Here is a 13145-nt window from a genome sequence, read left to right on the forward strand (position 1 = left end):
TCAACATCTCCGGCTCCTTCACCGGAGACGGAACCGGCCCGCTGACCGGTCCGGCCGGCACCTGGGTGGAGGAGCTTCTGCCGCTGGTCCTGGAGGACGGGGTGAGCACCTTCATCCTGGCCTCGGACGACCCCGCGGTCCTCCAGGAGTTCGCGGAGGAGGTCGCCCCGGCGCTGCGCGAGGCCGTGGCGGCCGAACGCGGCGCGGGGGCGGCCGTCGGTACGGTCCGCGGCTCCGGTGCCCGCGCGAAGCGGCGTCCCGGCATCGACTACGACGGGCTGCCCGCGTCCCTGGCGGCGCGGGCGGTCGAGCCCGGCGACACCGCCTACGGACGGGTCCGGTCCACGTACATGCGCGGCGGGGCACCCGGGCTCGTGCTGCGGGTCCGCGACGCGGCCGAGGTGGCGGAGGCGCTCGCCTTCGCCCGTAAGCAGCCCGGGGTCCCGCTCGGCGTCCGCAGCGGCGGCCACGGGATCAGCGGGCGCTCCACCAATGACGGCGGGATCGTCATCGACCTGTCCGCGCTGAACACCATCGAGGTCCTGGACGAGGAGACCCGCAGGGTCCGCATCGGGCCGGGCGCCCGGTGGATGGACGTCGCCACCGCGCTGGCCCCGCACGGCTGGGCGCTCAGCTCCGGCGACTACGGCGGGGTCGGTGTCGGCGGGCTCGCCACCACCGGCGGGATCGGATGGCTGGTACGCGAACACGGACTCACCATCGACCATCTGCGGGCGGTCGACATCGTGCTCGCCGACGGCACGGCGGCCCGGGCGAGCGCGGAGGAGAACCCGGACCTGTTCTGGGCAGTCCGCGGCGCGGGGGCGAACTTCGGGATCGTGGTGGCGTTCGAGTTCGAGGTCGACGTCGTCGGTGACGTGGCCTGGGCGCAGCTGGTCTTCGACGCGAGCGACACCGCGCAGTTCCTGGAGTCCTGGGGCGCCGCGGTCGAGGCGGCGCCGCGCGATCTGACCAGCTCGGTGATCCTCGGCGGCCGGCGGCCCGGGCAGCCCGCGTACGCCCAGGTCCTCACGGTCGTCGACTCCGACGACCCGGACACCGTGCTCGACCGGCTCAAGCCGCTCGCGGCGGTCGCGCCGCTGCTGGACCAGTCGATCCAGATCGTGCCGTACGCGACCGTCATGGCCCACAACGTGCAGGGCGGGGACCATCAGGGGCAGGGCGAGCCGCACGCGCACTCCGGTCTGATCGACCACATCACGCCGGAGTTCGCGGCGCGGGCGGCGGACCTCATCGCCACCGGGGCGACCTACTTCTTCCAGATCCGCTCGGTCGGCGGCGCGGTGTCCGACGTCCCGGCCGGTGCCACCGCGTACCCGAACCGCTCGGCGAACTTCTCGGTCGCCTCCTTCGGCACGAATGCCTCGGGCCTCGACGAGCAGTGGGAGCGGCTGCGCCACCACTTCGACGGCATGTACCTCAGTTTCGAGACCGGCCGCGCACCGGAACTGGTCCAGCAGGCGTTCCCCGGCGAGGCGCTTGTCCGGCTGCGCGCCCTGAAGGAGAAGTACGACCCGGACAACGTCTTCCGCGACAACTTCAACATCCTGACCGGGGACGACGTGACACCGTCCCCCTGACATCCCCCTGACATTCCTCCGGCACCGCGGCGCCCACCGGGAAGCATCCGGCCGGGCGCCGCGGCGCGTTCCCGGCCGGGCGCCGACAGCGCAGCACACAGCGCCTAATGTGTAAGCTTGAGGCGTGAACATTAGCACCGGCGTCGAGGACTTCCAGTCCGCCGGCTTCCCCATGGGCGGCGAACCGCTGGTCGCGCTGGACCTCGCGGACACGCTGATCACCGTCGGCGACCCGCCGGCGGACCTGATCGCCGCACCCGCGGCCGGTGCGGCCTGGTGGGAGCTGCAGGCGCGGCGGCTGCCGCCGGGACCGGTGCCGGAACCGGTGGCGGTACGCCGGCTGCGGACGGCCGTGCGCGAGGTGCTCGACGCGCGCCTGGAAGGGCGCGCCGCCGATCCGGCCGCGCTTGAGGACATCAACGCGGCGGCTGCCTCGGCCCCGAGCAGCCCGCGCCTGGTGGCGGACGGGGACGGGCTGCACGCCGGGACCCGCTGGCACACCGAGTACGGCGGGAACGCCCGGCTCGCCGCGATCGCCGCCGAGGTGATCGCTCTGCTGACCTCCCCGGCCCGCGCCGAGCTGCTGCGGCGGTGCGCCAACCCGGACTGCTCGATGCTCTTCCTCGCCGAGAACCGGCGCCGCAAGTGGTGCACGGCCAACCTCTGCGGCAACCGGATCCGCGTCGCCCGGCACTACGACCGCACCCACAGGCAGGAGCAGCGATGAGCAGCAGGGGATTCCACGAGGGCGAACGCGAGGTCCAGCGCCGGGCCGGCGTCGAACACGACGCCGCCCGCCTCGAAGGCATGCTCCGGCCGGCCCTGCTCACCGGGGGCGCGGCCGCCTTCCTGGCACAGCGGGACCTGGCCGTCCTGACCGGCCGCGACCGTGCCGGGCAGCTGTGGGTCTCGGCCCTGCCGGGACACCCGGGCTTCCTCGACGGTTCCGGTACGACCCTGAGGGTGGGCACCGTCCCGGTGGGAGGCGACCCGCTGCACGACCTGCCGGCCGGCCAGGAGGTCGGGCTGCTGGCCATCGACCTCTCCCTGCGCCGCCGGGTGCGGGTCAACGGGACACTGACCGGCGTCGGCGCCGACGGCCTGGAGATCGACGCGGAGCAGGCGTACGGCAACTGCCCGCAGTACATCCAGCGGCGTGATCTCCGGCTCGGCGCGGAGCCCGGCCCGCCGCCGGGGACGGCTTCCCGCGCCCCGGGATTCACCGCCGGCCGGACCCGCCTCATCACCGCCGCCGACACCTTCTTCCTCGGCACCAGCCACCCGACCCGCGGCGCCGACGCCTCGCACCGCGGCGGCTCCCCCGGCTTCGTCCGGATCGACGGCGACGACCTGTGGTGGCCCGACTACGCGGGCAACAACATGTTCAACAGCCTGGGCAACCTCGCGGTGGATCCCGCGGCGGCGCTGCTCTTCATCGACTTCGGCACCGGGAGCGCGCTGCAGCTGTCCGGGACCGCGGCGCTGGAGTTCACCGCCCCCGGCGCCCCGGGCGACGACGGCGGGACCGGCCGGCGGGTCCGCTTCCACCCGGAGCGGTTCGCCGGCACCGCGCTCCCGCTGCGCGGCGCGCCCGGCGTCGGTTATTCGCCGTACAACCCGCCCCTGGCGGGCTGACCGCGGACGTTTTCCCCGCCGGCGTGGCAGTTGTCGGTCGCCCTCCGCACGCCCCGGCGATATAGCCTTGATCAGCAGGCGGGTCCTTGTCGATTCCACGCCAGGAGGCCGCACGATGGCGACGCTGCTCTCCCTCAATGTCGGAAAGCCCAAGGATGTGTCCTGGAGCGGCAGGACCGTTCACACCGGTATCTGGAAAGCCCCGGTCGAGGGCCCGCGCATGGTGCGACGGCTCAACATCGACGGTGACGGCCAGGGCGATCTGCAGGGCCACGGCGGGGAAATGCGGGCCGTGCTGGTGTATCAGGCGGATTCCTACGCGTACTGGCGCCGGCACTTCGGCCGCGACGATCTGGAATTCGGTCACTTCGGCGAGAATTTCACCGTCGACGGGCTGTCCGACGACGAGGTGTGCATCGGGGACCGCTATCGCATCGGCGACGCGGAATTCGAGGTCACCCAGCCGCGGGTCACCTGTTACCGGGTCGGGATGCGGCTGGGCGAGCCGTCCATGCCGTCGCTGCTGGTCTCCCACCACCGGCCCGGCTTCTACCTCCGGGTCATCACCGAGGGCGAGGTCCGGGCGGGCGACGAGATCACCCGGGTCCGCACCGGCCCCGGCGCGCTGAGCGTCGCCGCCATCGACGCGCTGCTCTACCTGCCGGACCGCGACCCGGAGATGATCAGGACCGCGCTGACCATCGAGGCCCTGAGCCCGGGCTGGCAGCAGTCCTTCCGTGAGCTGGCCGAGACCGCCGGAGCGCCCGGCGCGGCGGCCCCGAAGCCCGGCCAGGAGCCCTCGGGGTGGCCGGGGTTCCGCCGCCTGCGGGTCACCCGCATCGTGCCGGAGAGCAGCACGGTCGACTCGATCTACTTCGTCCCCGCCGACGGCGGTCCGCTGCCGCCTGCCAGGGCGGGCCAGTACCTGACCGTCCGGGTGTCCGACGCGCCCGCGCCGCCGCCGGTGCGCAGTTACTCGCTCTCCTCCGCGCCGGGCGCCGAGAGCTACCGGATCAGCGTCAAGCGCGAGGTCCACGGTCTGGTCAGCAATTACCTGCACACCCGGCTGCGGCCCGGCGCGCTGCTGGAGGCGGCCGCCCCGCGCGGCGACTTCGTGCTGGACACCGCGAGCGAGCGCACCGTCGTGCTGGTCTCGGCCGGGATCGGCGCCACCCCCGTACTCGCGATGCTCCACCATCTGGCGGCGGCGAAAAGCATCCGCCCGGTGTGGTGGCTGCACACCACACGCAGTCCCGACCAGCACGCCTTCGCCGACGAGGTGCGGGAGCTGCTGGCCGCGCTGCCCGACGCGCACGAGCACGTCTTCTACACCGCGCCCGCCGACCCGCGGCGCGCGCCGGTGCCTTCGGCGACGTACGGGCGGCTGACCGCGGACGCCCTCGCCGGGCTGGGCCTGCCGGCCGACGCGGACGCGTATCTGTGCGGGCCCGACGCCTTCATGACCGACCTGCGGACCGCGTTCGGCGATCTCGGTGTGCCCGGCGAGCGCGTCCACAGCGAACTCTTCGGCACGCTGGCCTCGATCAACCCGGGCGTCAGCGGTGCCAGTACCGCCGCACCGCACCAGCCGCCGGGGGAAGCCGGCACCGGCCCGCTGGTCACCTTCACCCGCAGCGGCCTGTCCACCCCGTGGTCACCGCGGTACGGCTCGCTGCTCGAACTGGCCGAAGCCTGCGACGTGCCCACCCGCTGGTCGTGCCGCAACGGCGTCTGCCACACCTGCACCACCCCGCTGCTGTCCGGGCAGGCGCGCTACTCCCCGGAACCGCTCGAACCCCCGGCGCCCGGTGATCTGCTGATCTGCTGCTCCGACCCCACCACCGACCTGGTGCTCGACCTCTGACGGCGCCCTCGGTTGCGCCGCACGGGGGTGTTCGGCGCTCCGATGCGGGTACGGCCCGGCCGGCGGCAGGAGAGCTGGTCTACCGTGGCCTGCGGACCGGACTGCTTCGGAAACCGCACACGCAAGGGATGGCACTGATGGAACTCGGGTTGCACATCGCCGACTTCACCTGGACGGGCGGGGCGCCGCGGCTGGGGGCGGACCTGGCGCGGGCGGCACGGGAGGCGGAAGCGGCGGGCATCGCCCGGCTGACCGTGATGGACCACCTGTGGCAGATCACCGGGGTGGGGCCGACCGAGCACGAGATGCTGGAGGCGTACACCACGCTGGGTTTCCTGGCCGCGCACACCGAACGGGTGCTGCTGCACACGCTGGTGACCGGTGTCGTCTACCGGGAGCCGGGGCTGCTGGCCAAGCAGATCACCACCCTGGACGTGCTCTCCGGCGGCCGGGGCGGCCTGGGCATCGGCGCCGCCTGGTTCGAGGGCGAGGCGAAGGGGCTCGGACTGCCGTTCCCGCCCACCGCGGAGCGCTTCGAGCGGCTGGAGGAGACGCTGCAGATCTGTCTGCAGATGTGGGGTGACGACGAGAGCCCCTACGAGGGGAAGCACTACCGGCTGGAACGGACGCTGAACGTGCCCGCGCCGCTCAGCTCGCCGCACCCGTATCTGCTGATCGGCGGCGCCGGGGAGCGCAAGACGCTGCGGATGGTGGCGCAGTACGCCGACGCGTGCAACATCTTCGGCGGCCCGGAGGCCGGGCACAAGCTCGATGTGCTGCGGGAGCACTGCCAGACCCTCGGCAGGGACTACGACAGCATCGAGAAGACCACCCTGCTGACCGTCAACCCCAGCACCACCCGGGAGGACCTGCTCACGCAGCTCAACGCGATGCGGGCGCTCGGATTCACCGTCACCTACATCTTCGGCTCGGAGATCACCGATCCGCGGATCACGATCGACCTGCTCGCCTCCGTCCTGCCGGACATCGCCGAGGACTGACCACGGCGTGGCCGCGGGCAACCGGGCCGGTCAGCGGTGCACGGTCTCCTGGAGCCGGACCCGGCCGCCGATGTCGATCGTGTCGTCGGCGCCCGGGGCGGTCAGGATCTGTGAGCCGCGGCCCTGGCTGATGTTGAGCGACCGGCCGAGCCGGTGGGTGAGCAGCAGCGCGGCGGCGCCGGTGGCCTCGTCCTCGTCGATGCCGTCGCCGCGGCCGGGGAACGCCCGGGCCCTGACCCGGCCGGCCGCCTCGTCCTGCCAGCTCCAGGCGTACACCCACTCCCCCGGCTCGGGCACGGCCAGCGCGTCGACCTCCTGCGCGGATCCGTACTGCCGCAGGGTGCGCGGCGGCGCCCAGCCGGCCTCGGCGGTGATCCAGGTGAACTCGCCGTCACCGCGGGCGAAGACGTCCCCGACGGCGAGTTCGAGTATCTCCACGTCCAGCAGCCAGGCCGCGCCGACCAGCGGATGTCCGGCGAACGGCAGCCGCAGCCCCGGGGTGTAGATCTCCAGCTTCCCGCGCTCCGGGTCGTCCACGAACACGGTCTCGCTGAAGCCGAGTTCCTTGGCGAGCGTCTGCCGGGACCCCTCGTCGGGGAAGCGCCGGCCGTCACGGACGACGCCGAGGGCGTTGCCGTGGTCGCCGGCGGGACCGCAGAAGACACGCAACACGTCGATGTCGGTGCGAGCGTTGTTCACAGGGGCATTGAAACAGGCGCCGGCGACACTCCCCCACCCCTCAGTGGCCGTGCGGACCCGACGTGATCCTCGTTACATGCCACGGCTTCGCCGGGCCTCGTGCCGGGCGTCGTCCGGCAGGTGCGGGCAGCCGCTGCCGCGCCGGTGACCGCGCAGGTGGGAGGGGGTGCGGGAAGTCGGTGGGCGGCGGAGGTTTGAGGTTCCGTTTGGCGGGTTCGCCGGGTGGGGCCGGATACCGGGGCGGGGGGCACGGGGGCGTGCAGAGGCGTGCGGGCGGCGCACGAGGGGCAGGCAACTCATGCGGCCGTGGACGCATTGCGAGCGGCCGACGCTGAGGAGGCAGTCATGATGTGGGCAAACCCTGCGGTGCTGCAGGAACTGATCGAGCGTTACGAACGGCTCACCGCGCAGGCCGAGGGCGGGGGCGCGACACCGCAGGTGACCAGCCAGTTGCGGGACACCGCCTACACGCTGTGCGTGTCCACCGGTACGCGGGACGTCGAGGCGGCGCTGCGTGCCGCGCGGCGCAGGCTGGACGGTGCGGAGGAGGCGGGAGGGCACAGCACGGCGGGCGCGGTCTGAACGGTCCCGCGGTACCGGCGCCGTCGGCGGCACCGCGAGGCCGGAGGCACCCGGGGTGGTCTCAGCCGGTCTCGGTACCGGTGATGGGGGCGGTGACGTGGGTGGTGACGTGGGTGGTGACAGGGCCGGTGACAGGGCCGGGCGGGGTCTTCGTGGTGGCCTTCGCCATCAGCCAGGAGAGGGTCCACGTGCCCGGGCCGGTGATGGCGAGCAGCAGGAAGCTCCAGCAGAAGACGACCGAGAGTTCACCGCCGTTCTGGATCGGCCACACCGCGTGTTTCTGATGGACGGTGAAGTAGGCGTAGGCCATGGAACCGGAGCTGATCACCGCGGCGACGCGGGTGCCGGTCTGCCCGATGCCGAGGAACACCAGGATGCCGCCGGTAAGTTGGATCAGGCCTGCCCACCAGCCGGGCCAGGCGCCGACGGACGGCCGGTCGCCGTCGCCGCCGAAGGCACCCAGGACGGTCGAGGCTCCGTGGCAGGCGAAGAGCAGGCTGATCACCATGCGGTACAGCGACAGGACGGATGGGCTGGCGTCGTCAAGTCTCTTGCCGAGGTCTGACACAGGTGACACGGGATCTCCTAGGAGTCGGGTGCGGCACTGGCTCGGACGGACGGGACGACCGGCCCGAACGGAAGGAGGGCTTCCGCCGGGTGACGGTCCGTGCGCCACTGAGTACGGAAGCGGGACCCGTGGTGTTCAAGTGACAAGAGTTGATTTCCGGCCATCCTAGAGCGGCCGTCTTCGGCCACCGGGCGAGCGGATCTGTGCGGCGAGTCGGCCCGCGCCTGCCCGCGTTTCGCTTTACGGGCGCCCAGCCGGGCTCCGTCAGCCGGGATCTCCGTCAGCCGGCGGCCGCACGCGGATGGCGAGGCACCTCGCCGGTGAGGTCGATGCGGACACCTCGCTCCACCGAAGTGCCACGTGCCCGCCGGCTCGCCCGAAGCGGGCGCGGTGGCTGCCGCGGCTCCGGGCGCTCAGCTCTCCCCGGTCCGCCCGGCGAGGAGGTCACCGGCCTCGGTGCGGCGATAGACCACGCGCCGGCCGACTCTGGTGCCGGCCACGAGACCTGCCTCGCGCAGTACGGCCAGGTGACCTCCGACGGTGCCGAGCGACAGTTGGAGGTGGGCGGCGAGTTCGCTGCTGGTCCCGGGGCGCTCCAGCTCGTGCAGGATCGCCGCGCGGCCTGCGCCGATCAGCCGCCCCAGGGCCCCGCCCGGGACCGGGTGCGGCGAGGCCGCGGCGGACCCGCGGGCCGGGTAGACCAGTGCGTACGTCGCCGGCGCGCGCTCGCACAGCCACGTGCCCCTCGACACGGCGGCGACCGGCACGAACAGCATGCCGTCCTCGCCGACCACGCGGTCGGGGGAGCCGTGGTCGCTGAAGCGGATCGCGTCGGTGCCGGCCCAGGCGCTGCGGCGGCTCATCTGCCGCAGCGCGCGCGGCCAGCCGTAGGCGGCCAGCAGCCCGGCCCGGTAGGTGATGTCCCGTTCCAGCAGCGCCCGGCGGCGTGGCCAGTCGGGGGCGACATGAGCGGTCCAGGTGGAGCGGAACAGGTCCGCCGTCCTGGCGGCCCAGGCGCGGCCGGTCAGCCAGCTGTCCAGGTCGTGGGTCTTCCAGCTGTACGCCACCGACTTCTCCAGCTCGGCGCGTACCTGGTCGTCGGACATGCCCGCCACGTACGGGAGTTCGCTCTCCAGGGCGGTGCGCATGCCGCCGGCCGGCGGAGGCGTGACGTGACCGGGCAGCCATTTCGTCGAGCCCAGCAGTCGCACCATCCCGCCGGCGAAGGGGTCGGCGTCGAGGGCGGCGCGGAAGGCACCGTGGTGGCGGGCGTACCAGGCGGCCGGCCACGGGTCGCCGTACGGCGCGTCCAGAGCCATCATCGACGCGAGCGTCTCGGCAAGCGGCGACAGGGCGAACCGGGACCGCGACAGGGCCAGGGAACTCATCCGCAGCAGTGTCACCTTCCGCCTCCCGACCTCGGCGCCCGACCTTTCACCGCCCGACCTCGCCGCCGGACCTTTCACCGCCCGACCTCGCCGCCGGACCTTTCGCCGCCCGACCTTTCGCCGCCGGACCTTTCGCCACCCGCCGAAACGATAGTGGCCGCCCCCGTGCCGTCAGCAGACTCCGGCCCGTGCACCCACCCCTCACACCGCCCCGGCCCCTCCCGCCGCTCGGAACCGCTGCGCGCGGGGACTTCCGCTGGTTCCTCGGCGCACAGTCGGTGTCGCTGCTCGGCACTGCGCTGGCGCCGGTCGCGCTGGCGTTCGCGGTCCTCGACGCCTCCGCGGACCCCGGCGACCTCGGGGTCGTCCTCACCGCCCGCATGGTGCCGCTGCTGGTGTTCCTCCTGGTGGGAGGCGCCACCGCCGACCGTTTTCCGCGCCGGACGGTGCTGGTGACCGCGAACCTGGGCGCCGCGCTCACCCAGGGCGGCGTGGCCGCGCTGCTGCTGACCGGCCGCTACGCCCTGCTGCCGGTGGCCGTACTGGAGTTCCTGGGCGGTGTGCTCGCCGCCTTCACCACGCCGGCCCTTCGCGGCATCGTGCCGCACCTCGTCCCGGGGGACCGGATCCGGCAGGCGAACGCGGTGCTCGGATCGGTGCGCAACGGCACGAAGGTCCTCGGCCCGAGCCTGTCGGCCCTGCTGGTGGTGGCCGTGGGCGGCGGCCCGGCCATCGCCTTCGACGCGCTGACGTACCTCCTCGCGGCGGGGTGCCTCACCCGGATGTCACCGCTTGCCCGGCCGGCCGGGGCCGGCCGTCCGCCGGGCCTGCTCACCGGCATCAGGTACGGCTGGGCGGAGTACCGCCGCATCCGCTGGGTCCGCTCGGTGTCCCTCTGCTTCTGCGTGATCAATCTGGTGCAGGTCGGCAGCTGGCAGATCCTCGGCCCGGTGCTCACCCGGCAGGCCGACGGCGAGGCGGCCTGGGGGTTCGTGCTCAGTGCCCGCGGCGCGGGTCTGCTGGTGATGAGCGCGCTGATGTACCGGCTCGCGGTCCGGCACCTGTTGCGGGTGGTCCTGCCGGCGGCCGCGCTCGGCGCGCTGCCTCTCCTCGCGCTGGGCGCGCGCCTGCCCGCCCCCTGGCTGGTCGCCGCCGCCTTCACCGCCGGCCTGGGATCCTGCGCGGCGGCCGTCGGCTGGGACACCTCGCTGCAGGAGCACGTCCCGCCGCACGCCCTGTCGCGGGTGTCGTCCTTCGACGACCTGCTGTCCTACCTGGCCATCCCTGTCGGCCAGTTGAGCGTGGGGCCGCTCGCCGCGCGCTTCGGTGGCTTCCGGGTGACCGCGGCGGCCGGCGTCGTGCTGGCCGCCGCGGCGCTGGCCCCGCTGGCTTCCGCCGCGGTGCGCCGCCTGCCCCACGCCCAAGGGGTCCAGGACCGGCCGGCCGCGGCGACCGGCCGCGACGACGGCGCCCCGGCCGGGCCGGACCGGCCTACGCGGCCGTCGCGGCTTCGGCGGTGGAGCGGGCGAGGTGGTCGCGGGCCACGGCGAGGGCGAGGCCGGCATGGCGGGTGCCGGTGCTGAGGCAGAGGGTGTGGGCGGTGTCGCGCAGCTTGGCGAGGAGCTGGGGCTCGGGCGGACCCGCGAGCTCCAGCTGACGCAGCCGCTCGTAGCGTTCGACGAGCGTCCGCAGTGTGGTGGGGCTGGCCCAGATCATCTCTGCCTCCCATGCGTGGCCGCCCGCCGGCTTCGTATACGGCCACCGGGCCGTCTGCCCGGCCGCCGCGCGTCCACGCACCGGAGTGGGCCGGATCACAGGCCGGATCACAAGCGGAGCGTCGTCGGACCCGCGGAACGCCGGAGGACGTTCAGGTCCCCATTGCGCCGCACCATCATGTCCACGGCCGGAACACGGCGCAGCTTCTGGACAGATGGGGCCGGACGGTCGGATGACGGCTGCGCCACCGCGCCCGGTTCGGATGAGAACAGGCATACGGGTACGAGCTGAGGCATGATGACCGCATGGCAAGCGACGGGGGAGAGACGGCCCCTTCCTCACCGCCGCGCGATGTGGTCGCGGACCGGTACCGCATCACCGGACGGCTGGGCCGCGGTGGCATGGGCACCGTGTGGCGGGCCACCGACGAACTGCTGTGGCGGCAGGTCGCGGTCAAGGAACTGCACCTTCCCGGCGAGGGTCTGAGTCCGCGTCAGATCGGCTTACGGCGCGAGCGGGCGCTGCGCGAGGCCCGCACCGCCGGGCTGATCCGGCACCCGCACGTGGTCGTGGTGCACGACGTGGTCGAGCACCAGGGCCACCCGTGGATCGTGATGGAACTGATCGACGGCCGGTCGCTGGCCGACATCCTGGAGACCGAAGGACCCCTGCCCCCGCGCGAGGCGGCCCGGGTGGGGGCGGCAATCGCGGGCGCGCTGCGCGCCGCTCACGAACAGGACATCCAGCACCGGGACGTGAAGCCCGCGAATGTGCTGATCGAGCGGAACTCCGGCCGGGTGGTGCTGACCGACTTCGGCATCGCCCGGGTGCCGGGCAGCGGCACCATCAGCGAGACCGGCGCCTTCATCGGCTCCCCCGAATACACCGCGCCGGAGCGGATGTCGGGGCGCGGCGCCGGTCCGGCCGCCGACCTGTGGTCGCTGGGCGCGCTGCTGTGCGCCGCGCTGCACGGGGAGTCGCCGTTCCGCCGCGACTCGATCGGCGAGATCGTGCACGCCGTCGCGATCGACGCGTTCACCGCGCCGAAGGAGGCGGGCCCGCTGCTGCCGGTGGTGCTGGGCCTGCTGGAACGCGATCCGGAACGGCGGATGGACGCGGTGACGGCGCGGCGGCTGCTGGGGACCTACGCGGAGACCGGGGAGGAGCCGGCCGCCCCCGTCGCGGAGCCGGCGGTCCACCAGCGGGCGGCCCGGGAGCCGGCCGCGGTAGCGCGGTCCGAAGCCGCGGCGGAGCCGGGGCCGCGCGAGAAGCCCGGCACGTCCGCCGCCCCGCAGGGCCCGCCCCCTCAGGAGTCCGCAGGCGACCGCCAGGTCCCGGCCGTGCTGCCGGACGCGGGCCCCGCACCGCACCGCGCCCGGGAGCGGCGCCGCGGCGGCGGTCTCCAGGTGGCCGCGGTCGGCGCCCTCGTCGTCCTCGCGGTGAGCGCCGGCGCGGCGGCGGCCTTCCTGCTGAGCCGGCAGCACTCGGGCGACGACGCGGGAGCGCCGCCGGCCACCGCCTCTCCCCCGCCGCCGACGGGCGGTTTCGCAGCGCCGCCCGGCGGCTATCCGCCCCCGTGGAGCGGCGACGGACCGCCCACCCCGCCACCGGACGGCCAGGGACCGCCGCCGGGGGCGTCCGGCGCACCGCCGCTGCCGCCGGGCTTCCAGCGCGTCACCGACCCGGCGGGCTTCTCGGTGATCCTGCCGCCCGCCTTCGCGCGCGACGCCCGGCCGCCGGACACGTACTACTGGTCCCCCGACCACTCCGTCCGGTTCGCCGAGCGCACCTCGCGGCCGGATCCGCACGGCCCGTACGCGGCCCTGCGCGCCCGGCATCTCGCCGGCCCGAGGACCTATCCCGGCTACCGGGACGCGGCGGTCACCAGGACCCAGCAGCACGGACAGCCGGCCGCGCTCTGGGAGTTCACCTCCACCGACGCCGGGGCGCGCCGCACCTTCGAGCTGTGCTGGACCGAGCACGGCCGGATGTACGACATCGCCCTGTCGGGACCGGCGGCGAATGCCGGGCGGGCCCGGAACACCTTCGCCATCGCCCGGGGCACCTTCCAGGCGGAGTGACCCCCGAGCG

General features: G+C 73.9%; 12 protein-coding genes. 8 read left to right on the top strand and 4 right to left on the bottom strand.

Annotation, left to right across the window (positions count from 1 at the left end; genetic code table 11):
* Positions 1-350 precede the first annotated feature (350 nt).
* The 5 genes from OG552_RS36380 to OG552_RS03550 all read left to right on the top strand — a co-directional run bounded on the left by OG552_RS36380 (position 351) and on the right by OG552_RS03550 (position 6101).
* A complete protein-coding gene (locus OG552_RS36380; RefSeq protein ID WP_443071137.1) occupies positions 351-1601 on the top strand; it encodes an FAD-binding oxidoreductase in 1251 nt (416 codons plus the stop codon).
* A gap of 124 nt (positions 1602-1725) precedes the next feature.
* On the top strand, positions 1726-2328 hold the full coding sequence (locus OG552_RS03535) for a CGNR zinc finger domain-containing protein (RefSeq protein WP_329129490.1): 603 nt from the start codon (positions 1726-1728) through the stop codon (positions 2326-2328).
* Positions 2325-3236, top strand: a complete 912-nt coding sequence (locus tag OG552_RS03540; RefSeq protein WP_329129492.1) for a pyridoxamine 5'-phosphate oxidase family protein — start codon at positions 2325-2327, stop codon at positions 3234-3236. Before OG552_RS03535 ends, OG552_RS03540 begins: the two co-directional genes overlap by 4 nt.
* Before the next feature lie 115 nt (positions 3237-3351).
* Positions 3352-5100 (top strand): MOSC and FAD-binding oxidoreductase domain-containing protein, encoded by a 1749-nt coding sequence (locus tag OG552_RS03545; RefSeq protein WP_329129494.1) that lies wholly within the window; start codon positions 3352-3354, stop codon positions 5098-5100.
* A 137-nt stretch (positions 5101-5237) separates the two neighbouring features.
* Positions 5238-6101, top strand: a complete 864-nt coding sequence (locus OG552_RS03550) for an LLM class F420-dependent oxidoreductase (protein WP_329129495.1) — start codon at positions 5238-5240, stop codon at positions 6099-6101.
* Positions 6102-6131: 30 nt separating this feature from the next.
* Here the strand turns inward: OG552_RS03550 and OG552_RS03555 are convergent, their stop codons facing one another.
* Complete coding sequence (locus OG552_RS03555; protein ID WP_329129496.1) at positions 6132-6800, bottom strand: PhzF family phenazine biosynthesis protein; 669 nt, start codon at positions 6798-6800, stop codon at positions 6132-6134.
* Positions 6801-7145: 345 nt separating this feature from the next.
* Between OG552_RS03555 and OG552_RS03560 the strand changes: the two genes are divergently transcribed.
* A complete protein-coding gene (locus OG552_RS03560; RefSeq protein ID WP_329129498.1) occupies positions 7146-7382 on the top strand; it encodes a DUF5133 domain-containing protein in 237 nt (78 codons plus the stop codon).
* Between the two features lie 61 nt (positions 7383-7443).
* Here OG552_RS03560 and OG552_RS03565 read toward each other — a convergent pair whose 3' ends face one another.
* The gene (locus OG552_RS03565) at positions 7444-7950 is read right to left on the bottom strand and encodes a DoxX family protein (protein WP_443071138.1); all 507 of its coding nucleotides are present in this window, start codon (positions 7948-7950) and stop codon (positions 7444-7446) included.
* A 413-nt stretch (positions 7951-8363) separates the two neighbouring features.
* Positions 8364-9338, bottom strand: a complete 975-nt coding sequence (locus OG552_RS03570; protein WP_329129500.1) for a helix-turn-helix domain-containing protein — start codon at positions 9336-9338, stop codon at positions 8364-8366.
* Between the two features lie 188 nt (positions 9339-9526).
* Between OG552_RS03570 and OG552_RS03575 the strand changes: the two genes are divergently transcribed.
* A complete protein-coding gene (locus OG552_RS03575) occupies positions 9527-10921 on the top strand; it encodes an MFS transporter (protein ID WP_329129502.1) in 1395 nt (464 codons plus the stop codon).
* On the opposite strand, the gene OG552_RS03580 is transcribed toward OG552_RS03575, so the two are convergent.
* Positions 10830-11054, bottom strand: coding sequence for a DUF5133 domain-containing protein (locus tag OG552_RS03580; protein WP_329129504.1), 225 nt, complete (start codon positions 11052-11054; stop codon positions 10830-10832). The two genes, OG552_RS03575 and OG552_RS03580, sit on opposite strands and share 92 nt — an antisense overlap.
* 305 nt (positions 11055-11359) lie before the next feature.
* On the opposite strand from OG552_RS03580, the gene OG552_RS03585 reads away from it, so the two are divergent.
* On the top strand, positions 11360-13135 hold the full coding sequence (locus OG552_RS03585; protein ID WP_329129506.1) for a protein kinase domain-containing protein: 1776 nt from the start codon (positions 11360-11362) through the stop codon (positions 13133-13135).
* The last annotated feature ends 10 nt before the right edge of the window (positions 13136-13145 follow it).

It is taken from the genome of Streptomyces sp. NBC_01476, assembly GCF_036227265.1.
Classification (GTDB): Bacteria; Actinomycetota; Actinomycetes; order Streptomycetales; family Streptomycetaceae; genus Actinacidiphila.